The organism is Vibrio sp. 10N.286.46.A8 (assembly GCF_041470165.1).
GTDB lineage: Bacteria > Pseudomonadota > Gammaproteobacteria > Enterobacterales > Vibrionaceae > Vibrio > Vibrio tasmaniensis_A.
Genome location: NZ_JBFRLX010000063.1, coordinates 1 through 21,376 on the forward strand (window position 1 = coordinate 1; position 21,376 = coordinate 21,376).

Consider the following 21,376-nt stretch of genomic DNA (forward strand, 5'->3'; position numbering starts at 1 on the left):
GGAAGGTATATTCTAGTGGCTCGGTAATACCGATAACAGCAGCCGTAAATACTGCAGGCACCATGATAGCGGCTACCTTTTTACGATTGGCTGTTTTTGCTGTTACGTACATTGCATAAGCAGCACCCGTTAGGCCACCAATTTGGATTGGAATACGGCCACTGGTAAAGTTATGTGTAATGTAGCTCGTCGCCTCTGGTGAACTCATTTGGCCATTCATGATGTTACGAACACCTTCGTAAACAACACCATCAATCTCCATTACGCCACCAACACGAGTGTATTCAATAGGGAAGGCGATAAGGTGATGTAAGCCAAATGGCAATAAGCCTTTGTCAAATACGCCAAATAGGAAAGAGCCAAAAATACCTGAGCTAGTAATTAAGGTAGTGATGGACTGCAATGCCCCAGCGATCGGCGGCCAAGCGTAGTAAACAAACAGCGCGATAGGCATGATAGCGAAGTAAGCGAAAATCACTACGGCACGAGGGCCAGAGAAGAAGCTCAAGAGTGCAGGCATTTCGAATTTGTAGTAACGGTTGTGGATCCAAGCCGTAATACAACCAACAAGAATACCGCTAAAGATCCCCATGTTGTAAGCGAAGATACCTAAAGACTCACCCCATAAAGAGTTGAAGTTTTGCGCTGCTACTTTGTCGTAGCCAGCATCATTCATTAATGACGCAACGCTTGTGGTTTCTTGAGTCCATCCGTGAAATGCAGCGATCGACCCGATAGCGACATTGAAACACATGAACATGGTAAAGCCAGTGAAGGCTGCCCAACCTTTTTCAGATTTCGCCAGCGCGAACGCTAGACCAATCGCAAAGAAAGGCGGTAGGTTGCGCATGACCATCAAGCCAAGATCTAACATCAGCTTAAAGAATGCCCAAATAACAGAGTCGGTAGCAGACATTTGGTTTACAACACCAGCGCCTACACCAATAAATATACCTGCGATAACCAGTACGATGATGGATACCATCATACCTCCAGCAAGTGCTTGAACCTTATCTCTCATAATTTACTCCTAAAGTGATATGAGAACTTTCACGTATATTGTTATTGCTCTTTTTAATGACTCGAGGCTGAGCCTTTCATTAGGCTCATGGACACGAGTCACATCACCAGGAAAAGTAGGTCCGAATGCCACACCATTGTTTAGCGCGCGCGCGTAAGAAGCCGCACCTTTACTAAAGCACTGAGCGTCCATTTTGGTAACTTCGGAATAAGCTTTTCCCATTGCTTGGATAAGTTCACTTTCGGGTGAGAGGTAAGATAGAGGTAAGTACTGGTGTTCAATCAATCTCACTCCGTATTGTTGGGATACATACTGGAGTTGGGTACGAGCTTGATCGATAGTCAGTCCTTTAGGAAACCGAAAATCAAAATCCAAGTTGTAGCCATGTTGATTCAAATTGATGGAGGAGACACAGCATGTAGTCGACCCCATTTCCTTATCTTGGTGTGCTAGCCCTAATTTCGAAGCATCATTGGAATCACTAAAACACGCGTCTAGTAAATCAATTAAATTTCGAGAGTTAGTGTCTAACCCTTCAACATGTCGCATGTGACGAACAAACTGATCCATACAGTTATCGACCTTATGCGGGTTGCGAGATTTCTCCCACGGCGTTGACAATTCAACGCAGTACAACTCCTTTTGTTGGTGGTTGTCACTTTGTGCCACATTGGCAAGAGTGACCGTTGCTGAAGTTTCAAATATTGCTGCTACTTCAGCCGCTTTTTCTCCTGTCAGATAAATCGATAATTGATAGCAGGTGGATGTTCTGTCACGCTCACTTTCAATGCTTACGATCTGACAAGTTCCTAGGCCATTGTGAGTTGGGAATTCTCGTTGTAATGACGCATATAGGATGCCTTTTTCTCCATTAACGATTGGGAAGTCGCCATCTGGAGAGAAACCATAATCCGGTTGAGGGTTATGATTAAAATAATGCTCTACACATTCCCAAGTTGTCTCTTCTGCGCCGCCGATGATCACTCTTATTTTTTTGTCGAGTGTTACATCAAGCGCTTTAAACATCTTGAGAATATACAGACTGGCCATTAACGGGCCTTTGTTGTCGGTAACGCCTCGCCCCAATAAGTCATCACCTTGTTGGTGCATCTCAAATGCAGGGGTTAACCATGAGTCCAAATTACCGGCTTCTACCACATCTACATGATGCAATATGCCGATTTCTTGTAAGCCTTCGCCAAAGCTGATGTCCAAGGCATAACCATCATGATCACGGACTTCAAACCCTTCTCGTTTCGCCCAGTTAATGAGAAAGTCGAATGCGTTTCTAATCGGTAAACCAAAAGGAGCATTGGGTGAACAGCTGCTGATATCTCGTACAGACGGAATAGCAATTAGCTCAGATAGATCACGCGTAAACGTTTCAATATTTGAATCAAAATAGCGCAGTGTTTGAGCTGAAAAATTGCTTTCCGTCATGTTTTATTCCTAAATTATCCTTACTGACATGCTTGTAAATAGACTTGCAAGCGAGGTCTCATTTTGATTATAAATCCCAGCTATTGAACGTGTTGCTTTGATAATAAATACGTACCTTCTGCATTCGAAAAAGCCATGAAATCGGCCGTTCTTTGCGCGAAAATACCGTTCTCGACGACGCCAGGAATAGCGTTAATTTGGAGTTCTAATCGCTTTGGTTCAGCGATGTCCAAATAAGCAACATCGAGAATGATATTGCCGTTATCAGTGGTGCAGTCTTGGCGCAACGTCGGGTGTCCACCAAGGCTTTGTAAGGCATTAAACACAGCGGTTTGTGCGGCAGGTAAAACCTCTACAGGGAGTGGGAACTTTCCGAGTTGAGTGACCAATCGACCGCTATCTGCGATGGTGATGAAGCTTAGAGCAAGCGTCGCGAGTACTTTTTCACGAGCCAGTGCTGCACCACCACCTTTCACGGTCATGCCGGTTGTAAGACCTTCATCAATGCCATCAATGTAGAAATCAACACGGCCACATTCAGATATGGATATCTCATTCAGGCCTGCAGAGGATAAAGCTCGACTTGAGCGAACCGAACTGGATACGCAATGAGCAAACTCAGCGCCACTTTCTTTCAATAGTTGAATGAAAACTTCAACTGTTGCACCAGTGCCGATACCAATCACGCTAGAAGGTGTTAGCGTTTTTAGGACTTGCTCTAAGGCTACTTTTGCAGCCTTAGTTCGCAGGCAGTCTTGGCTTTGGTTTTCAATAAAGCGTTGTGCCATGCTCATATTACTTCTCCAGAACCGCTAGGGATTTTTCAACGATGTTTTCAACTGTAAATCCAAACATTTCGAAGAGTTGTTCTGCTGGTGCTGATTCACCAAAGCTTGTCATTCCCACAATGTCGCCGTGTAGCCCGACATACTTGAACCAGTAGTCACGGATACCAGCCTCTATGGCAACTCGTGCTGTAACATGGCTTGGTAAAACCTGTTCCTTGTATTCCGCGCTTTGTGCGTCAAAAATATCGGTGGCCGGCATTGAAACTACGCGGCAGCGAACATGGCTGAGTTGTGCTTTTGCTTCCATGGCGAGTGCTACTTCAGAGCCCGTAGCGATTAGAATCAGCTGTGGGTCACCGTCACAGTCAGAAAGGATGTATCCACCTTTCGCTACATTGGAAAGCGTGTCTTGATCACGTTCGAATTGAACAAGGTTCTGGCGAGAGAAAATCAATGACGTTGGGCCATCAAAACGTTCGATAGCAGACTTCCAAGCCACCGCGGTTTCTACTTGGTCGCAAGGACGCCAAGTGCTCATGTTTGGGGTAAGTCGAAGCGATGCGATTTGTTCAACCGGTTGGTGTGTCGGACCATCTTCCCCCAAACCGATAGAGTCATGGGTATAAACGAAGATACTGCGTTGCTTCATTAGTGCTGCCATACGAAGCGCGTTACGAGCGTACTCCATGAACATCAAGAACGTACCGCCGTATGGGATAAAGCCACCATGCAACGCCACGCCATTCATCATTGCAGACATCGCAAATTCACGAACGCCGTAACTCAAGTAGTTTCCTGACGCATCTTGAGCGGTAATTGCTTTTGAGCCTGACCAGTTAGTTAAGTTTGAAGGGGTTAAATCGGCAGAACCTCCCAAAAACTCTGGCAGTAATGGTCCGAATGCTTCAATAGTATTTTGTGATGCTTTGCGAGTCGCGATGGTTTGTGGATTCGCTTGCAAAGTCTGGATTAGATCTTGAGTGTGCTGATCCCAATTTTCAGGTAATAGGTTCTGGCTACGACGTAAAAACTCAGCGGCTAATTCTGGATGCGCCTCTTGATAAGCATTGAAACGTGTTTGCCAATCATCTTCATTGCTTTGTCCTTTCTCTTTCCCATCCCATGCTTGGTATACATCTTGAGGAATTTCAAATTCAGGATGGTCCCAGCCGAGATTGAGTCGAACCAATGCGACTTCATCAGCACCTAACGGAGCACCATGACAGTCATGATTGGCTGACTTGTTTGGTGAGCCAAAACCAATCACGGTTTTGCAGCAAATTAAGGTTGGTTTATCTGTTACGGTTTTAGCTTCAGTAATTGCTTTGTGAATATCATCAGCGTTATGACCATCAACATCAGCAATAACATGCCAACCGTAGGCTTCAAAACGTTTTGGTGTGTCATCAGAGAACCACCCGTCGACTTCGCCATCAATCGAAATGCCATTGTCATCCCAAAAAGCGACCAGTTTCCCTAGTCCAAGCGTACCGGCAAGTGAACATGCTTCATGAGAAATACCTTCCATCATGCAGCCGTCACCCATGAACACGTAGGTGTGGTGATCAACAATATCGTGGTCTTCACGGTTGAACTGTTCACCCAAAACCTTTTCAGCCAAAGCCATGCCGACACCGTTGGTGATGCCTTGTCCTAATGGGCCGGTAGTGGTTTCAATACCTGGAGCGTAACCGTATTCAGGGTGACCTGCGGTTTTACTGTGTAATTGACGGAAAGATTTGATGTCATCCATTGATAGCTCGTAACCAGATAGGTGTAACAAGCTATAGATAAGCATTGAGCCATGGCCATTCGACAAGATAAAACGGTCGCGGTCGGCCCAGTTAGGGTTGCTCGGGTTGTGTTTTAGAAAATCACGCCATAGAACTTCAGCGATATCGGCCATGCCCATCGGTGCTCCGGGGTGGCCCGAGCCTGCTTTTTGTACAGCGTCCATGCTTAGAACGCGAATAGCGTCAGCTAATTTAGTTCGTGTAATCATTCTGCTTCTCCTACAGGCGTGCTTCGATCATGGTTTCTAACTTGCCTTGATCGACTGCAAAGTTACGGATGCCTTCGGCGAGCTTTTCTGTTGCCATCGGGTCTTGGTTCATCTCCCAGCGGAACTGTGCTTCAGTCATAGCTGTTGGTGTCTCTTTGATGGTGTCACGGTCGGCAAAGAGTAGGCGCTCAACAGAGCCTTCTTGTGCTGCAAGTTGGTCTAAAATTGCAGGGCCTATGGTCAAACGGTCACAGCCCGCTAATGCTAGGACTTCATCGGCATTGCGGAAGCTCGCGCCCATCACAACCGTGTTGTAGCCATGATCTTTGTAGTAGTTGTAAATTTCAGAGACTGAAACGACACCAGGATCTTCATGAGGAAGGTACTCTTTTTTATCGGTATTGGTTTTGTACCAATCTAGGATACGACCGACAAAAGGTGAGATTAAGAATACACCGGCTTCTGCACAGGCTTTGGCTTGTGCAAAGTTGAACAGCAGCGTTAGGTTGCAATTGATGCCTTCTTTCTCTAGCTCTTGAGCTGCTCGAATGCCTTCCCAAGTTGACGCTAACTTAATTAGGATTCGGTCGTTACTGATGCCAGCTTCGTTATACATGCCGATAAGCTTTCGAGCTTTTGCCAAGCTTGCGACTCTGTCGAATGACATACGAGCGTCAACTTCTGTTGAGATGCGCCCCGGTACCGTTTTTAGAATTTCTAAACCAATGTTGACCGCCAGTTTGTCTCCAGCGTCGATCAACTGTTGTGATTTGTCGTTGCTTTGTGCTTTTGCCCAAGTGATCGCATCGGCGATTAAGTGATCGTATTGCGGCATTTCTGCGGCTTTTAGTACTAGAGATGGGTTGGTTGTGGCGTCTTCAGGTTGAAATGCAGCAATAGCATCAATATCACCTGTGTCGGCAACGACAGTGGTGTGCTTTTTCAGTTGTTCTAATTTATTCATCGTTCATTCTCGGTAAGTTGGTTTATCAATTGCAGTAGCGTTTGATCATTCATCGAACTCAGCACCACGTTGGCTAGCGAGACATCGAGGTGACGAGTGAGCAAATTGGTTACTGCAACTGTTGGTATTCCTGCCGATCGAGCCGCCATAATTCCAGGAGGGGAATCTTCGAAAGCGATGGCTTGATGGGCAGATACACCGAGTTGTTCTAATGCCGCTAAATACACATCGGGATGTGGTTTCCGTCTATCTGAGGCAATGTCTTCTGCTCCGATAAAACAGTCAAAATAGGGTGTAAGGTTCAAACGATTCAGAATTGGCATGTAATGTTCAGCCTCTGAGCTGGTGGCCAGTGCAATGCTCAATGAGTGTGATTTAGCAAAGTCTAGATACTGACGGACACCTTCTCGTTCTGTTATTGAAGCAATTAATTGGTAGGCATGAGCGATCACTCGATCGCGAATTTGTGAATCGGACAGCTTTTGATTCGACGCTTTGTTGAATAGTTGATAAAGGTAGGTTGCTGGCGCTGAGCTCCCAACTAGGCCAGCAACCTGGAGTGGCGAAACTTCAACGCCGTATGGTTTTAACAAAGCTTCCCAGGCTTTGAACATACAGGTTTCGGTATCGACGAGAAGGCCATCGAAGTCAAAGACCAACGCTTTTAGGTTACTGGCAATGAATTCCTCTCTTTCCAATTTCAAAGCTGTATGACCTAAAGTGTTGTTCTTGCATTCCATGTTTCAATCTCCATTTTCTTTAATTATGACAAACGTGAATTTGTGACTGTCGCTTATTCAACCAAACTGGCCTGCAATACTTTTTTCATTTCTTCACCACTGGTTAGTGGTAGATCAAAGCAAAAAGCCGGCTCCAACTTTTGAACATCTTCTTTGGTGACACCTACTTGAGTTAAGTTCGATTCAAGACCGATACGTTCAAGGAATTTCACAAGAGCAGCCGCTAATGATTGAGCTTTTTCTTCGGTACTTCCCACAGCACCAAATAACTCAGCCACTTGAGCAAATCTCTCTGGTTGCTTGCGCCATTGAAGTTGTACATAAGCTGGATAAACCACTGCGAGTGTTAACCCATGTGGTAGGTTTGTTTTGCTACTACCTAAGATTTCGCCTAAAGGGTGTGGTGCCCCCGCACCGCCATTAGCTAGCGAGATCCCGCCAAGTGTGTCTGCTTTCGCGAGTTGGCAACGGCCATGTAAATCTGCGCCGTTGTCGACAACACTCGGTAGGTGATCAATGACAAGCTTCATTGCTTCTAACGCCATACCATCAACAAATGGAGATGGTCGAGTACCCGTAAATGATTCAAACGCATGTGAAAAAGCATCAAATCCGGTCATAGCTGTCATACGTGGAGGCAGTGTCAGCATGAGCTCTGGATCGATTAACGCTTCACAAGGGAAAAATTCAGGGTGAAACAGTGTTAGCTTTGCATGTTGCTCAAGGTCGGTAATCACTGCCGCTTGCGTCACTTGAGAGCCAGTTCCCGATGTTGTAGGTACAGCGATCAAAGGTACGACTTTCGCGGGTAGTGGGTTGACGTCCCCAAACGGTGAATCATAAGTGGCAAACCAATGGGCCCAATCTAGAGACTCTGTATTGATCGTTGCCGAAATGATTTTTGCTGTATCAATCGATGAACCACCACCAATAGCCAAAACCACATCACAGTTATTTCCGATGGCCACTTGGCGGCCAAGTTCAACGACGGTTGTAGGCGGATTCGGTACGACACCATCAAAATGAGTCACTTCAATTCCTTGCTCTGAAAGCAAAGTAAAAATGCGGTCATAGGCTGGCTTTACTGCATCAAAAATAGGTTCGGATACTACTAGGCAACGTGTGCCATATTGAGCGATAAGCTGACCTATTTTCTGAATCTCACCCGCACCAAAGGTTAGCTTGGTCGGTTGATAGTGTTGAAACTGTGTCATGGTTTAATCCTTGGTAGTGGTGCCAAACCCGAGCATAGAGGGGGGTAGGTTTAGCACCGTTATTTCTAGATTGCTGTGGCGCATCGATTCGATAGAAACTGCGCTAGGCAATTACTTAAACGGTTTCGACTTCTTTTGTATCTGCCGCTGCTTTATCTTCCAGTTGGTCGATTGCTGCGCGGAAGTCACGAACGCCTGCTGTGATGCCGTCTTTGTGGCCAAAGATATTTGTCGATGCAACCATCACATCAATATCTTCATTAAGCAGTTCTTCGATGTTGTGGTTACGGATACCGCCATCTACACATAGCTCACAGTTAGGGTTGCGTTCGTTGATGAGTTCACGTGCTTCGCGGATCATTGCAATCGCAGATTTGCGCCATAACCATTCATCATCGCCATCAGTAATGCCGTGAATAACAATGTGTAAACGGTCTAGGTAGTAGATAGATTCTTTAACAAATGACACTGGCGTTAATGCACCAACGGTTAAACCAAATTTCATACCGTGGTTTTGACAGTACTTAATGATGTAACACAGAGGAGCACCGATAAAATGCTCAGCTGGTAGAATCAGCATGTCTGCACCAGCAGCTGCGATTTTATCGATAAATAATTTGTCGCAATCTTTGAAGTAAGCGTGAACTTCAATTGGCTTTTCAGTGTAAGGACGAATGCCTTCAACAATTTGATGCCCCCCCATCAATTGCAGGTTTTTCAGGTCATGCATATCTGCTGCATCACAGTGGATGTAATCGGCACCAGCATCAGATACTTCTTTCACTACGTCTGCAATGTGGCCGTAATCTACGTGTGCTAATCCTGCGGCAATTTTTACTTTTTTCATGATTTATCCTTAGTAACTAAAAGTGTTTTGGCATGTGTGTTGGCCTTCTTGCACTATCAAGCGAAGGTACTGGCCAATTCCACAGCCGTTGTTATTGGTAACAATTAGATTAGCCATGCCTTTTAAAGCAGGGCTGGCATTAGCCATTGCGACAGGTTCTCCGACAAGTCGGAACATAGAGGCATCGTTGTCCCCATCCCCAAAAGCAATGGTGTTATGAGATGAAATTCTTTGGTCATTTAGCCACTGTTGAAGAGCGTGACCTTTGGTGGCTGCTTTAGACGTAATGTCCAATTTATTCGGTGTTGATAAGTCAGCTTGGAAGTGCGTTTTTAAGGAATCTCGTAACTGGTTTAGAGATTCTTTGTCTTGGCTAGACACTAATACTTTGTATACATCGCCACTGCGAGCGATGAGTTCGGTCAGCGTTGGGATAATCTGCAGCTCCATTGCGGCATTAATAACCTCAGCCTTTTTTTCTAAACCCTTTGTATGAGTTGATTCTTTTTGAGCAAAGATGCCTTTACTTGAATAGATGGTGAAGGCGAAATGTCCATCATTCAGTAAGCTCAACAGACCCGTTAGTGATTCATGACTAATTGTGTGCTGATGTTGAACACGTTGTGTTTTAGGGTCATAAATATAGGCACCATTGCAGCAGATGATTGGTAGCGATAATTGAAGCTGGTCAACATATGGCATCATCAGCTGGTGCGGTCTACCACTCGCCAAGCTCACCTGATATCCATTATTAACGGCAAGACAAATCGCTTGTTTGTTAGTCACGCAGATCTGCTCAGCATCACTTAACAGTGTTCCATCTAAATCAATCATTACTGCTTGGTATTTCATTTTACTCTCCAGTGACTTCTCATGACGCAAATTGACTATATGTGGTCAAATGCGGTCACGTAAAGTCATTTTTGATTTATTATGAACAAAATAATGGTTTCGATCACACATTTAGAGTCAAATTAATTCAAAGGAGTTCATTTTGAGAATCTAATTGCTCAAAAGTTCATAATGCGTCAAAATAATTCAAAAGAACTTAATGGTATGAACAATGAATGAAGCTCAGCGTCATAGAAGCTTGTTAGATCATCTAACGAGTCATACGTTTATAACGACAAATGACTATGTGAAGATGTTAGATATCTCTTTATCTACAGCTCGTCGGGACATTACAAAGTTGGCGGAAGAAGGGAGGCTGAAAAAAATCCGTAATGGGGCAGAGGTAATCAATTTTGACTCGTCCCTAGCCGCAACTCATGCACCAAGCAGCTTTATCCCCTGCGAAACAGATATAGAAAGCTATGTAGCGAAAAAGCGAATTGCTAAAGCTGCGGCAGATATGTGTGAAGAACACGACAGTATTATTGTGAGTGGTAGCAATACGACTTTTTTGATGGGAGAGCATTTAGCGCATCGTGATGTGCAAGTTGTGACGAACTTTATGCCATTGGCTTATCAGCTGATTAGTCAAGATCATCAAAGTATCATCATACTTGGTGGCCAATATCTACCCGAACGTCAGATCACTATTTCTCCAGATGAAGAAGCAGCAGATGACCATAAAAGTCGTTTTGTCTTCTTTACGGGTACGGGTGTTACGACAGCTGGTGTGCATACCTCTGATCTATTGGTCTATATGGCAGAGAAAAAACTGCTGGAGTATGGTGATCGTATTGTGGCTCTGATAGATAGCAGCAAGGTAGGTAAGCATGGTGGAAAGTTACTCGCTACCGCTTCTCAGATTGACACATTGATTACAGATGACGGCGCTGACCCTAAGGTGCTTGATGCTTTACGAGAACTAGGTGTGAAGATACTGGTAGTTTAGTTACGTGGAGAGTGCTGTTGCGGCGTTTGTTTTTGCTTTTGTCGTACTCTTGATTCTAGTAGAACATTATTACTGGCCGTGTGTGTTGTCCGAACCAAACCGCGGAAGAGTAAATTTCTTCAGATCATAGCTTTGTAAATGAAGTTCAGTGATGTTGTGGGGCTGAATAGAAGTTAATTGAACAAAAAATAGTCATTTTATTCAAATAACGCTTTACAACCTGGTCAGGATCACCAAGAATGTGCTTGCTCTGTTTTCAGGGTTATTAAATGAAACATCCAGTTGTAAAGTAAAACCCTTAGTATTGCTTCATTGTTATTCTCAGTGTTTCCCTTGGCTTCATAGATACATTAAATAATTCAAGCTTTCAGCGCATCGCACTTTTGGCGATTAATTTTTTATTTTTATATAAGGGACACATCATGTCTAACAAAACAAACGGCGTAGTAAAATGGTTTAACGAAGAGAAAGGCTTCGGTTTCCTAACTCAAGACAACGGCGGCGCTGACGTATTCGTACACTTCCGTGCAATCGCTTCTGAAGGTTTCAAGACTCTTAAAGAAGGCCAACAAGTGTCTTTCGAAGTAGAGCAAGGCCAAAAAGGTCTTCAAGCTGCAAACGTTGTAGCTCTATAAGATTTTAAGTCGACGCAGGTTGCATTAGCAACTTGCGTCACTTTCTCTCTAAAACCAGTTTTCCCTCAGTTTTACAGTAACACTCTTCTCCACTTGCAATACCTCCTCTAAATATTAAAAATCCTTTTGCACACCTGCTCTGTTCTATCTATCGCTGTATCTATCTTTTGTGCTAAGTACATCTCCTGCGTAATAATCTGCTCACTTAGTCATCCTGATTGTCATTATTGTATCCATAAAAAAAGCCCCTAAAACTAGGAGCTTATCTTGATCTAATCAACACTGATTCAGCTAGTGGCTATCCACAGTGTGTTACTGACGAACTGTTATTCAATGTTCTGGATCTGCTCACGCATCTGTTCGATAAGAACTTTAAGCTCAACGCCCGATGCTGTGATGTCTGTGCTGATAGACTTAGATGCTAGCGTGTTTGATTCACGGTTGAACTCTTGCATCATGAAGTCAAGTTTACGGCCACAAGCGCCACCTTTCTTCAATACTACATTCGCTTCTTTCACGTGAGAGTCTAGGCGGTCTAGTTCTTCTGCTACGTCTGACTTCTGAGCCAGTAGGATAAGCTCTTGCTCAACGCGAGAACCTTCAAGTTCAATCTTCGCATCTTCAAATTTGGTAAGAAGACGCTCACGTTGCCATTCTAGGATCTCAGGCATGCGTGCACGAACTTTAACGACTTCTTCAGTGATTGCATCTAAACGCTGAACGATGAGCGCTTTCATGTTTTCGCCTTCACGAGCACGAGCGTCAATGAACTCTGCGATTGCATCGTTGAATGCTTCAAGTAGATCTTTGTTGATGGCATCCATGTCTTGCTCTGGCGTTTCCATTACGCCAGGCCAGTTCATGATTTGGAATGGGTTCAAACGGCTGTCTTCACCTGTCATCGTCATTACTTGGTTAGCAGCATTGATTACTTGCTGAGCCAAACCTTCGTTAATGCTTAGCTCGCCTTTCGCTGCTGGGTTTGCTTCAAAACGTAGGTTACATTCAACCTTGCCGCGAGCTAGACGCTTACGGAAACGCTCACGTAAGATTGGCTCTAAACCACGGAACTGTTCAGGCATACGGAAGTAAGTTTCTAGGTAGCGTTGGTTTACACTACGGATTTCCCATACTGCTGTACCCCAATCGCCTTTTACTTCTTTGCGCGCGTACGCGGTCATACTATAAATCATCGAATTTTCCTGTCTTTTATCATTCTGAAAATAACGCGCACGCATAGTATCACGATATGGTGTGCTCCCGAAGCTTGTCGATTTTCCGTTATAAATAGCCTTCACGGTAAGTATCTTTGAGTCGTAAGTCGCCTTAAGTAGTAGGCCACTTTGAATGGTAAATAGATTTGAAAGATAAACTGCTATATAATCTTGCCCCAATCAAAACTGTCTCACCCCTTTCTTAGGTGATGCACTCTTTCGATAGTAAATCACTTCAGACTGTTAATAAGGTAGATACCAATGCGTCCAAATGACCGCGCTGTAGATCAAATTCGTCCAATTAAAATTACTCGTAACTACACTGCTTATGCTGAAGGTTCTGTATTAGTTGAGTTCGGCAACACTAAAGTTCTATGTAATGCGACGGTAGAAGAAAACGTACCGCGTTGGTTGAAAGGCCAAGGAAAGGGTTGGGTAACGGCTGAATACGGCATGCTTCCACGTGCGACGCACACTCGTAACCGTCGTGAAGCGGCGAGCGGTAAGCAAGGTGGTCGTACGATGGAAATCCAACGTCTGATCGCTCGTAGCCTACGTGCTGTTGTTGACCTGAAAGTAATGGGTGAAATCATGATCACTGTCGATTGTGATGTTATCCAAGCAGACGGCGGTACTCGTACTGCTTCTATCTCAGGTGCAAGCGTTGCAATGGCTGATGCTATCAACAGCCTACTAGCAAGCGGCAAACTGAAGAAGAACCCAATGAAAGGCCACGTAGCGGCAGTTTCAGTGGGCATCGTTGGTGCACAAGCACTGTGTGACCTTGAGTACGTTGAAGACTCAGCAGCCGATACCGATATGAACGTTGTAATGACGGAAGACGGTAAGATGATTGAGATTCAAGGCACCGCAGAAGGCGAACCGTTCAGCCACGAAGAGCTGATGCAGCTTTTAGCCCTGGCGAATAAGGGCATTGCCGATATTGTTGAAGCGCAGAAGTCGGCGTTAGCAGAATAGTTTTTAGATAGCTCCTTTCACAAGGAGCTATTTTTTTGTCTGTAAAACCCGAAAGGGTAGTGCAGAGCGTAAGTTAAGTTTTATTGAATAAACGTAGAGGAAGAACATGAAAGCATATCAACGTGAATTTATTGAATTTGCACTAGAGAAAGAAGTACTTAAGTTTGGTGAGTTTACTTTAAAGTCTGGCCGTAAGAGCCCTTACTTCTTCAATGCTGGATTGTTTAATACAGGTCGTGACCTAGCACGCTTAGGTCGCTTCTACGCAGCAGCATTAGCAGATTCAGGTATTGAGTTCGATGTACTATTTGGCCCTGCATACAAAGGTATCCCAATCGCAACAACAACAGCGGTTGCACTTGCTGATCACCACGATGTGGACACGCCTTACTGCTTCAACCGTAAAGAAGCAAAGAACCACGGTGAAGGTGGCAACCTAGTCGGTAGCGAACTTGAAGGTCGCATCATGTTAGTGGATGACGTGATCACTGCAGGTACTGCAATCCGTGAGTCGATGGAAATCATCCAAGCAAACGGCGCTGACTTAGCGGGTGTGCTTGTTGCTATCGACCGTCAAGAGAAGGGCAAAGGCGAGTTGTCTGCGATTCAGGAAGTAGAGCGCGACTTCGGCTGTGCGATTATCTCAATCGTTAGCCTGACTGATTTAGTGACTTTTCTTGAAGAGAAAGGCACAGACGCAGCACATCTTGATTCAGTAAAAGCGTACCGAACTCAATACGGAATCTAATTCGTAAGCTGAAGAAGTTGAACCTAATGGTTTAGTGCCTTAGGTTTAGAGCTTAAAAAAGAAAAATGCCCGAGAGATGAAACTCTTTCGGGCATTTTTTTACTTAAATCTTATTGGACAGAACAAGGCTCGCTTACTTGTAACGAATGCCTTTTTCCGCTTCTGGATCTTCCATGGTTTTGAAGCGCTTGTGTAGCCACATCCATTGTTCTGGGGCTCTTAAGATAATCTTCTCAAGATAGCGGTTCATATACGCTGCTGCCGCTTTTTCATCTTTCTGCGGATAGTTATCTTCGATTGATTCGTCGGCCATGATTTCATATTTTCCGTCGGCATTTCTAAAGCCAGACCCAATAACGACCGCGCATCGACTGGTGTAAGCCAAAATGCTGGTTCCAGTGGTGGTGCTTGCATCCTCTACTGCAAAGAAAGGTACGAATACAGATTTATTGCGACCGTAGTCATGATCAGGGAGGTAGAAAAGGGTCTCACCTTGTCGCAGTCTTCGGATCATACGTTTTACGTCTTTACGGTGAACTAGACGGTTGCCGTTTTGAGTTCGACCGCGGTATTGAATGAACTCATAAGCTGGGTTGTTATGCGGGCGATAAACACCTAGGCCAGGAATACCCAAGATCGGCATTGCTCGGGCTGTGATCTCTAGATTCAAGGCATGAACACAACATAGTAGAACGCCTTTACCGTTAGCCTGATGACTACGAAGAACTTCGGTATCTTTATCAACTAGGATGCGCTTGAAGCGCCATGTTGGCCAAAACCACGTAATACCGGTTTCAACCAATGCCATACCAGTATTTTTAAAATTCTCGCTGACCATAGCCGCGACTTCATCTGCTGGCTTATCGGGGAAGGCTAATTCCAAGTTACGTGTCGCTACCGCTACGCGTTTTTTTCCATAGCGGGCACCAAGAGCACCTAACGAACGGCCTAATAGTAGTAATACTCGGTAAGGTAGAATGTTGACTATAAAAGCCAGTAACCCAAAGCCAAACCAAACTCCCCAATATTTAGGGTGCAGTAGTGCTAGGGTAAAAGGTGGCTTATTAATAACGTGTTGTACCGTGCTACTTGCAGGAGAGTTTTTCGTCGTCATAACCATCACTTAAGATATTGAGTTTACTTAATCTGAGCGCTGAGTAGAGCCCAATAAGCATCAAAGTTTTCTGTCGGTTGATATTTGAAGTCCGAGCGAACAAATCGATTTAAACTTCCTTCAACCTGACCTAACAATTGAGCCGCTAAGATTTTTTCATCAACCGGGAATGACTTCCCTTCACGAAGCTTTCTTTCTCGTAGAATTTGACGAAGTTGTGTCTCAATACGTTCGAAAAGCTGATTGATGCGATCGCGTAGGCGTTCATTTTCAAACATTAGAGCATGACCCGATAAAATTCGAGTCAGGCCTGGGTTACGTTCTGAGAAAACCAAGATAAGTTGTAGCACTAGGCGTATGCGCTCTAGTGTGTCTTTCTCTTCATCTAGAATACGGTTGATTCGAGACATCAACGCTTCTTCAATGAACTCGATCAAGCCTTCAAACATGCGAGCTTTGCTTGGGAAGTGGCGGTATAACGCAGCTTCAGAAACACCAACTTGCTTGGCCAACTTTACCGTTGTGATACGAGAAGCGCCTTCGGTCGATTCCAACATTTGTGCTAGAGCTTGCAGGATTTCTTCACGACGGTTTGATTTTCGAGTACCGGCCATCTATTTACTTCCTTTCCTAAAGATGAGGATTGAGTGAAGAAGGATTATAAACACCATTCAATTCTGTTCCTAGTTTTGTAAGACCTAGGTCAACAGAATCGAGAGGTGTCAGCGTATTGTCAGGGTAAAATTTGTGCGTTTATACGTCAATAAGCTGTTGGATCTGATTAAGGATCTGGAAACCAAGAGAGTTTTTGCTATCTAGAGGTAGAGATTTATCGCCACCTTTCCAATAAAGGTGCAACTCATTACTACTGGTATTGAAGCCTTGGCCTTCGACAGAAACGTCGTTGGCGCAAATCATGTCGAGGTTCTTTCTTTCCAATTTTCCGCGCGCATACTTCTCGACATCTTGAGTTTCTGCTGCGAAGCCGACAGTAAATGGACGATCTTCGATCATTGAGGCAACGGAAGCCACAATGTCTGGGTTCTTAACCATTTGAATGGTCATGTCATCTTTACCATCGACTTTTTTAAGCTTCTGGTCTGCAATGGTCTCTGGGCGGTAATCAGCAACCGCAGCGCAGCTGATGAAAATATCATGCTGAGCAGCATTGGCATTCACGGCATCAAACATCTGTTGTGCGCTGTCTACATCAATGCGATTAACCTGATTTGGTGTCGCGAGTGATACAGGGCCACTAATTAGAGTTACCGTAGCACCTTGTTTCGCGGCCGCTTCAGCCAGTGCATAGCCCATCTTGCCCGAGCTATGATTGGTAATGTAACGAACTGGGTCGATCGCTTCGCGAGTTGGACCCGCAGTAATTAACACCGAACGGCCAGTCAGAGGTTTAGGTTGGAAGAAGTCTTCACAACGATGGACCAGTTGCATTGGCTCTAACATACGCCCCATACCAACATCGCCACAGGCCTGTTCACCAGCTGCCGGACCCCAGATTTCACATCCACGACGTTTTAGCGTTGCGATGTTCTCTTGAGTTGCAGGGTGGCTGTACATTTGTTGGTTCATTGCTGGGGATACCGCAACTGGCGCATCGGTTGCTAAAACCAAAGTGGTCAGTAGGTCGTTACCCATGCCTGCGGCCATACGCGCAATAAGGTCTGCGGTTGCGGGTGCTAATAAGACTAGGTCAGCCCATTTCGCCAGTTCGATGTGCCCCATGGAAGCTTCAGCAGCAGGATCAAGCAAACTATCAGACACTGGCCTTCCAGAGACAGCTTGCATGGTGAGAGGAGTAATGAACTCCTTAGCCGCATTAGTCATGACGACTTGTACCTGCGCACCACGTTCGATTAAGCGTCGAGTCAGTTCGGCACATTTATAAGCTGCGATACCACCACTAATGCCAAGTAGGATTTTTTTTCCAGCTAGGCCTTGTTGGTCAGCGTTATCCAGTTGATTAACCAATGTTTGCATGATTCTGTTCCTTAATTTCTCTGGGACTAACGATATCAGAACAAAGGATTAGTGCCTAGAAGCAGAATTGGAACAGGTTTGACACTCATCAAGTTGATGTTATCAAACTTATCAATTACACGGTTTTGCTAGGCATTAGTCTTCTTTATAACGCAGTGGAAGCTCTCCGTAGACAAACGGTTTAGGCTGATGGATCGTATTCATCACCCTAGATAGCCTTTATATGCCTATAAGTAAAATGCCTGTTGAGTCGATGCCAAGAGAAAAGTTACTGAGTAGAGGCCCCGACTCCTTAAGTGATGCGGAGTTGTTAGCGATATTTCTTCGAACGGGCACACAAGGAATGAATGTTTTAGAGCTATCAGACAAGTTGATCAAAGATTTTGGTTCGCTTCGCCATCTTTTTTCTGCAACGGAGGCTGAGTTTTGTGCCCATAAAGGGATGGGGCAGGCGAAATATGTCCAGTTGCAGGCTGTTTTGGAGATGACGCAACGTTATTTGGCCGAGACTTTATCTCGAGGGGATGCACTAACTAGCCCAAGTCACACCAAGTTGTATCTTTCGAGTATATTGCGTGATCGCCAGCGAGAAGCCTTCTATATACTGTTCCTAGATAACCAAAACAGAGTAATAAAAGATGAAGTGATGTTTGAAGGAACCATCGATGAAGCATCTGTTTACCCGAGAGAAGTGGTTAAACGGGCACTTCATCATAATGCAGCCGCTTTAATCCTAGCGCACAACCATCCTTCCGGTGTCGCGGAGCCAAGCCAAGCAGATAGGCGAATTACACGTAGATTAACCGACGCATTGGCGCTGGTGGACATCCGAATTCTCGACCATTTTGTCGTTGGAGATGGCGAAGTTATCTCTTTTGCAGAGCGCGGATGGATTTGAATCACATTTTAGGTTGTTAGTTGCGTTAAATCTGCTATCATTCCGCCCACATTTTAGAACCTTAAATCAGCTCTGATTACTCAAATAGCTGCCCTGTTCAAAAAAAGATCACGAAATCCTTAAAAAGGATCTGTTCGGGTCTTGAGCAATGCATGTCAAGTTAGTATAATACGCGACCTTTGATAGCCTTGAATGGATTTTCCATTATGGTTTTTACCTCTATTTTCAGAATTGATAGAGAGGTTCGGCCACCAAGGTTGATATCGAGCTGAAACGATTTGGAGAGACATTCATGTCCCGAGTATGTCAAGTAACTGGTAAGCGTCCAGTAACGGGTAACAACCGTTCACACGCACGCAATGCTACCAAGCGTCGTTTTCTGCCGAACCTACAAACTCACCGTTTCTGGGTAGAGAGCGAAAAACGTTTTGTTAAACTACGTCTAACTGCTAAAGGCATGCGTATTATTGATAAGAAAGGCATCGATGCTGTTCTTGTTGATATCCGTGCACGTGGCGAAAACGTTTAAGAGGAATTAAGCAATGGCTAAAGGCATTCGTGAGAAAATCCGTCTAGTATCTTCTGCTGGAACTGGTCACTTCTACACAACTGACAAGAACAAGCGTAACATGCCAGGCAAATTTGAGATCAAAAAGTTTGATCCAGTAGTTCGCCAGCACGTTATGTACAAAGAAGCTAAAATCAAGTAATTGATAGCCCCTTTGTCTCTTCTTTTATAGAAGAATAAATTAAAAACCCAGCTTATAGCTGGGTTTTTTTATGCCCAAAATTTGGGAAGCCCCAGTGTTTTTGATAAGGGTAAGCATTATTGGCTCAATTTGGCACCTACCGTACAGACGTTACACTTGCCGATGAGCTTATGTGATAGAAAATTACTCAGGATAGAATGTGTCGCCATTTTCACGATATACTGAACACTCAATAGGTTAGATGAGCAGAATCAGATGAGATATCGTGGACGTCGATGGAACAACATACTCATGTTAAGCGTGATCGCTTTTATTGGGGTGCTAAACCTTCCAACATTGATCAAAACGTACCTTATCGAACCTGAGCCTGAACTTCAGGCAAGCAGCCCTTACCCTTATCTTTTAAACCCAAAAGCAGAACTTCAAGCCTTACACTTTACTAAGTGGTCGGTAGTGCAAGAAGACGGCCATTGGGTTTATCAAATGAAAGAGTCTGTCTCAGAGCAAAGTGTGAGTGCCCAAGAGTTATCGCAACGCTGGCAACAGCTAGTAGGCACGGAAGTCGACGCTAAAACTTATACTGACCTGACTCCCCAGCTTAATACGCCGTACACCATTGAAGTTTGGTATCAAGACCAAGAAGAGCCACAGCGTATTACCTATTATCAGCTTGCTGAGTTTTGGTTGCTAAAAAACTGGAATGATCAGTGGTTGGCGGTGTCTATTGAAGAGAGTTACTTGTTTCCAAGCTTTGGCTCAGAAGATTCATTTAAATCAGACCATCTCTTTAAAGCAGACAAGCTATCTATATCAGACAAACCACCTAAATCGGACGACTAACTATGCCTGAATTACCCGAAGTTGAAGTAAGCCGCATGGGGATCTCGCCTCATTTAGTTGGCGAGACGATTAAAACTCTGACTTTTCGTACACCTAAACTGCGTTGGGATATCCCTCAAGAACTTAAGAAATTAGAAGGGCAGGTGATTCGCTCTATCTCACGCCGAGCTAAGTACCTATTGATAGAAACTGATACCGGAACAGCCATTGTGCACCTTGGTATGTCTGGCTCACTGCGCGTGTTAGACGCAGATTTCCCGCCAGCAAAACACGACCACGTGGATCTTAAGCTAACCAATGGCAAGATATTGCGTTACAACGATCCGCGTCGCTTTGGTGCGTGGTTATGGTCGGCGCCTGATGAAATACATACAGTATTACTGGGTTCTGGTCCTGAGCCACTAACTGACGACTTCAACGCAGATTACATTGCTGAGAAAGCAGAAAAGCGTAAGGTTGCCGTCAAACAGTTCATCATGGACAACAAAGTAGTGGTCGGTGTGGGTAATATCTACGCCAATGAAGCGCTATTTTCTTCACGTATTAATCCTTTGCGCTCTGCAAGTAAGGTTACAAAACAAGAGTGGCTCTTGTTAACCAAAGAGATCAAGCAAGTACTCGCGACGGCTATCAGACAGGGTGGAACAACGCTAAAAGACTTTGCCCAAGCGGATGGAAAACCGGGATATTTTGCTCAAGAGCTGCAGGTTTATGGTAAGGCTGGTGAACAGTGTCCTAACTGTGAAGAGCTGATTCAGGAACTTAAAATAGGGCAAAGAAACACGTTTTATTGCTCTAGCTGTCAGGTATAGATGTGTCCTTCTCAATACAGAAGTTGATATCACTTGAAGCTGTGTCTAGGGCACTTTATCTGATAAAATTACGGGTATTATTGTGGAATTTGTCGTCTTCATTTCTAAAGGCAGAGTCTACCTCTAGAGCTTTGTTGATAATTCCTTACCTATGGCTGCTGACTTTGCCTTCGTTACATTACGCAAAAATAAAATATAAAGAGAAACTATGAAGATATTTTATTATCTAAAACATGCCTTGCTCTCTATCGCACCTCGTTTGTATTTTTCAAAACAGTTTGAAAAGCTGGAAAAGTCATATTCCGGTCAAGCTGACTATATAAAAACCAGAGTAAATTATTATGTGAAAGGGCTCGGCGATTTTGATAAGGCTAGTCTAAGCTGCGAGATTGGTAATTATTCTCGAAAAGGCTATACATCTTATTTCTTTGATCTTAAAGAGTTTCTTCATTATTTTCCAAAGTACTTTCGTTTCAGTTACTACTTTGGTGATGAAACGCATATAGAGCCAGTTCCAACGTTATTTAAAGCTCGTCCGATTGATGGGAACAATAGTAACTCTGTACTATTTAAATT

General features: G+C 44.4%; 22 protein-coding genes and 1 pseudogene. 10 read left to right on the forward strand and 13 right to left on the reverse strand.

All coding sequences use genetic code 11. From position 1 onward, the window contains the following. The 9 genes from AB4232_RS07340 to AB4232_RS07380 all read right to left on the reverse strand — a co-directional run. Nucleotides 1–1,021: PTS transporter subunit EIIC (locus AB4232_RS07340; RefSeq protein WP_372086781.1), on the reverse strand; the 1,021-nt coding region annotated here is incomplete at its 3' end. Between the two features lie 9 nt (nucleotides 1,022–1,030). Next, the gene (locus tag AB4232_RS07345) at nucleotides 1,031–2,461 is read right to left on the reverse strand and encodes a Sapep family Mn(2+)-dependent dipeptidase (protein WP_372086783.1); all 1,431 of its coding nucleotides are present in this window, start codon (nucleotides 2,459–2,461) and stop codon (nucleotides 1,031–1,033) included. A gap of 80 nt (nucleotides 2,462–2,541) precedes the next feature. Then, nucleotides 2,542–3,255: a ribose-5-phosphate isomerase RpiA gene (rpiA, locus tag AB4232_RS07350; RefSeq protein WP_372046979.1), complete on the reverse strand. Its 714-nt coding sequence runs from the start codon at nucleotides 3,253–3,255 to the stop codon at nucleotides 2,542–2,544. A 1-nt stretch (nucleotide 3,256) separates the two neighbouring features. Next, nucleotides 3,257–5,251 carry a transketolase gene (tkt, locus tag AB4232_RS07355; RefSeq protein WP_372086785.1) on the reverse strand — a complete coding sequence of 665 codons (1,995 nt, stop codon included), beginning with the start codon at nucleotides 5,249–5,251 and terminating at the stop codon, nucleotides 3,257–3,259. Nucleotides 5,252–5,261: 10 nt separating this feature from the next. Then, complete coding sequence (tal, locus tag AB4232_RS07360; protein ID WP_017099278.1) at nucleotides 5,262–6,215, reverse strand: transaldolase; 954 nt, start codon at nucleotides 6,213–6,215, stop codon at nucleotides 5,262–5,264. Further along, nucleotides 6,212–6,955: an HAD family phosphatase gene (locus AB4232_RS07365; protein ID WP_017099279.1), complete on the reverse strand. Its 744-nt coding sequence runs from the start codon at nucleotides 6,953–6,955 to the stop codon at nucleotides 6,212–6,214. Before AB4232_RS07365 ends, tal begins: the two co-directional genes overlap by 4 nt. 53 nt (nucleotides 6,956–7,008) lie before the next feature. After that, nucleotides 7,009–8,169, reverse strand: a complete 1,161-nt coding sequence (locus AB4232_RS07370) for an iron-containing alcohol dehydrogenase (RefSeq protein WP_371701524.1) — start codon at nucleotides 8,167–8,169, stop codon at nucleotides 7,009–7,011. Nucleotides 8,170–8,284: 115 nt separating this feature from the next. Then, nucleotides 8,285–9,016 carry a ribulose-phosphate 3-epimerase gene (locus AB4232_RS07375; RefSeq protein WP_012603032.1) on the reverse strand — a complete coding sequence of 244 codons (732 nt, stop codon included), beginning with the start codon at nucleotides 9,014–9,016 and terminating at the stop codon, nucleotides 8,285–8,287. A gap of 9 nt (nucleotides 9,017–9,025) precedes the next feature. Then, on the reverse strand, nucleotides 9,026–9,868 hold the full coding sequence (locus AB4232_RS07380) for a Cof-type HAD-IIB family hydrolase (RefSeq protein WP_009847986.1): 843 nt from the start codon (nucleotides 9,866–9,868) through the stop codon (nucleotides 9,026–9,028). A gap of 211 nt (nucleotides 9,869–10,079) precedes the next feature. Here AB4232_RS07380 and ulaR point away from each other — a divergent pair, with 211 nt between their 5' ends. Beyond that, entirely contained in the window at nucleotides 10,080–10,856 is a 777-nt protein-coding gene (ulaR, locus tag AB4232_RS07385; RefSeq protein ID WP_009847985.1) for an HTH-type transcriptional regulator UlaR, read from the forward strand. A gap of 422 nt (nucleotides 10,857–11,278) precedes the next feature. Then, nucleotides 11,279–11,491 carry a cold-shock protein gene (locus tag AB4232_RS07390; RefSeq protein WP_004735656.1) on the forward strand — a complete coding sequence of 71 codons (213 nt, stop codon included), beginning with the start codon at nucleotides 11,279–11,281 and terminating at the stop codon, nucleotides 11,489–11,491. A gap of 326 nt (nucleotides 11,492–11,817) precedes the next feature. Here AB4232_RS07390 and AB4232_RS07395 read toward each other — a convergent pair whose 3' ends face one another. Next, on the reverse strand, nucleotides 11,818–12,684 hold the full coding sequence (locus AB4232_RS07395; RefSeq protein ID WP_009847984.1) for a YicC/YloC family endoribonuclease: 867 nt from the start codon (nucleotides 12,682–12,684) through the stop codon (nucleotides 11,818–11,820). Between the two features lie 282 nt (nucleotides 12,685–12,966). Here AB4232_RS07395 and rph point away from each other — a divergent pair, with 282 nt between their 5' ends. Both rph and pyrE read left to right on the forward strand, forming a co-directional pair. Then, complete coding sequence (rph, locus tag AB4232_RS07400; protein WP_019826449.1) at nucleotides 12,967–13,683, forward strand: ribonuclease PH; 717 nt, start codon at nucleotides 12,967–12,969, stop codon at nucleotides 13,681–13,683. Nucleotides 13,684–13,789: 106 nt separating this feature from the next. Next, nucleotides 13,790–14,431 (forward strand): orotate phosphoribosyltransferase, encoded by a 642-nt coding sequence (pyrE, locus tag AB4232_RS07405; RefSeq protein ID WP_009847982.1) that lies wholly within the window; start codon nucleotides 13,790–13,792, stop codon nucleotides 14,429–14,431. A gap of 133 nt (nucleotides 14,432–14,564) precedes the next feature. On the opposite strand, the gene AB4232_RS07410 is transcribed toward pyrE, so the two are convergent. From AB4232_RS07410 to coaBC, 3 genes are all read right to left on the reverse strand, one after another. Then, nucleotides 14,565–15,545, reverse strand: coding sequence for a Kdo(2)-lipid IV(A) acyltransferase (locus AB4232_RS07410; RefSeq protein WP_029223859.1), 981 nt, complete (start codon nucleotides 15,543–15,545; stop codon nucleotides 14,565–14,567). Nucleotides 15,546–15,568: 23 nt separating this feature from the next. Next, nucleotides 15,569–16,159 (reverse strand): nucleoid occlusion factor SlmA, encoded by a 591-nt coding sequence (gene slmA, locus AB4232_RS07415; protein WP_004741428.1) that lies wholly within the window; start codon nucleotides 16,157–16,159, stop codon nucleotides 15,569–15,571. Nucleotides 16,160–16,298: 139 nt separating this feature from the next. Beyond that, the gene (gene coaBC / locus AB4232_RS07420; protein WP_102257559.1) at nucleotides 16,299–17,540 is read right to left on the reverse strand and encodes a bifunctional phosphopantothenoylcysteine decarboxylase/phosphopantothenate--cysteine ligase CoaBC; all 1,242 of its coding nucleotides are present in this window, start codon (nucleotides 17,538–17,540) and stop codon (nucleotides 16,299–16,301) included. Between the two features lie 223 nt (nucleotides 17,541–17,763). On the opposite strand from coaBC, the gene radC reads away from it, so the two are divergent. From radC to AB4232_RS07450, 6 genes and pseudogenes are all read left to right on the forward strand, one after another. After that, complete coding sequence (radC, locus tag AB4232_RS07425; protein WP_372086788.1) at nucleotides 17,764–18,438, forward strand: DNA repair protein RadC; 675 nt, start codon at nucleotides 17,764–17,766, stop codon at nucleotides 18,436–18,438. Between the two features lie 292 nt (nucleotides 18,439–18,730). Beyond that, nucleotides 18,731–18,967: a 50S ribosomal protein L28 gene (gene rpmB, locus AB4232_RS07430; RefSeq protein WP_004728407.1), complete on the forward strand. Its 237-nt coding sequence runs from the start codon at nucleotides 18,731–18,733 to the stop codon at nucleotides 18,965–18,967. Nucleotides 18,968–18,980: 13 nt separating this feature from the next. Continuing rightward, nucleotides 18,981–19,148 (forward strand): 50S ribosomal protein L33, encoded by a 168-nt coding sequence (gene rpmG, locus AB4232_RS07435; protein WP_002535344.1) that lies wholly within the window; start codon nucleotides 18,981–18,983, stop codon nucleotides 19,146–19,148. A 291-nt stretch (nucleotides 19,149–19,439) separates the two neighbouring features. Next, nucleotides 19,440–19,988 (forward strand): hypothetical protein, encoded by a 549-nt coding sequence (locus AB4232_RS07440; protein WP_009847979.1) that lies wholly within the window; start codon nucleotides 19,440–19,442, stop codon nucleotides 19,986–19,988. 2 nt (nucleotides 19,989–19,990) lie between these two features. Further along, nucleotides 19,991–20,800, forward strand: coding sequence for a bifunctional DNA-formamidopyrimidine glycosylase/DNA-(apurinic or apyrimidinic site) lyase (gene mutM / locus AB4232_RS07445; RefSeq protein WP_135385199.1), 810 nt, complete (start codon nucleotides 19,991–19,993; stop codon nucleotides 20,798–20,800). A 208-nt stretch (nucleotides 20,801–21,008) separates the two neighbouring features. Then, nucleotides 21,009–21,376: pseudogene (locus AB4232_RS07450) on the forward strand (lipopolysaccharide A protein); the annotation flags it as partial.

What these genes read in the sequence shown, in the direction of transcription:
- rpmG (WP_002535344.1), top strand. Translation starts at nt 18,981, where the DNA reads ATGGCTAAAGGCATTCGTGAGAAAATCCGTCTAGTATCTTCTGCTGGA.
- AB4232_RS07440 (WP_009847979.1), top strand. Translation starts at nt 19,440, where the DNA reads ATGTTAAGCGTGATCGCTTTTATTGGGGTGCTAAACCTTCCAACATTG.
- rpiA (WP_372046979.1), bottom strand. Translation starts at nt 3,255, where the DNA reads ATGAGCATGGCACAACGCTTTATTGAAAACCAAAGCCAAGACTGCCTG.
- AB4232_RS07365 (WP_017099279.1), bottom strand. Translation starts at nt 6,955, where the DNA reads ATGGAATGCAAGAACAACACTTTAGGTCATACAGCTTTGAAATTGGAA.
- ulaR (WP_009847985.1), top strand. Translation starts at nt 10,080, where the DNA reads ATGAATGAAGCTCAGCGTCATAGAAGCTTGTTAGATCATCTAACGAGT.
- pyrE (WP_009847982.1), top strand. Translation starts at nt 13,790, where the DNA reads ATGAAAGCATATCAACGTGAATTTATTGAATTTGCACTAGAGAAAGAA.
- AB4232_RS07395 (WP_009847984.1), bottom strand. Translation starts at nt 12,684, where the DNA reads ATGATTTATAGTATGACCGCGTACGCGCGCAAAGAAGTAAAAGGCGAT.
- AB4232_RS07410 (WP_029223859.1), bottom strand. Translation starts at nt 15,545, where the DNA reads ATGACGACGAAAAACTCTCCTGCAAGTAGCACGGTACAACACGTTATT.
- mutM (WP_135385199.1), top strand. Translation starts at nt 19,991, where the DNA reads ATGCCTGAATTACCCGAAGTTGAAGTAAGCCGCATGGGGATCTCGCCT.
- radC (WP_372086788.1), top strand. Translation starts at nt 17,764, where the DNA reads ATGCCTATAAGTAAAATGCCTGTTGAGTCGATGCCAAGAGAAAAGTTA.
- slmA (WP_004741428.1), bottom strand. Translation starts at nt 16,159, where the DNA reads ATGGCCGGTACTCGAAAATCAAACCGTCGTGAAGAAATCCTGCAAGCT.
- AB4232_RS07345 (WP_372086783.1), bottom strand. Translation starts at nt 2,461, where the DNA reads ATGACGGAAAGCAATTTTTCAGCTCAAACACTGCGCTATTTTGATTCA.
- AB4232_RS07390 (WP_004735656.1), top strand. Translation starts at nt 11,279, where the DNA reads ATGTCTAACAAAACAAACGGCGTAGTAAAATGGTTTAACGAAGAGAAA.
- tal (WP_017099278.1), bottom strand. Translation starts at nt 6,215, where the DNA reads ATGAATAAATTAGAACAACTGAAAAAGCACACCACTGTCGTTGCCGAC.
- AB4232_RS07380 (WP_009847986.1), bottom strand. Translation starts at nt 9,868, where the DNA reads ATGAAATACCAAGCAGTAATGATTGATTTAGATGGAACACTGTTAAGT.
- rpmB (WP_004728407.1), top strand. Translation starts at nt 18,731, where the DNA reads ATGTCCCGAGTATGTCAAGTAACTGGTAAGCGTCCAGTAACGGGTAAC.
- AB4232_RS07375 (WP_012603032.1), bottom strand. Translation starts at nt 9,016, where the DNA reads ATGAAAAAAGTAAAAATTGCCGCAGGATTAGCACACGTAGATTACGGC.
- tkt (WP_372086785.1), bottom strand. Translation starts at nt 5,251, where the DNA reads ATGATTACACGAACTAAATTAGCTGACGCTATTCGCGTTCTAAGCATG.
- coaBC (WP_102257559.1), bottom strand. Translation starts at nt 17,540, where the DNA reads ATGCAAACATTGGTTAATCAACTGGATAACGCTGACCAACAAGGCCTA.
- rph (WP_019826449.1), top strand. Translation starts at nt 12,967, where the DNA reads ATGCGTCCAAATGACCGCGCTGTAGATCAAATTCGTCCAATTAAAATT.
- AB4232_RS07370 (WP_371701524.1), bottom strand. Translation starts at nt 8,169, where the DNA reads ATGACACAGTTTCAACACTATCAACCGACCAAGCTAACCTTTGGTGCG.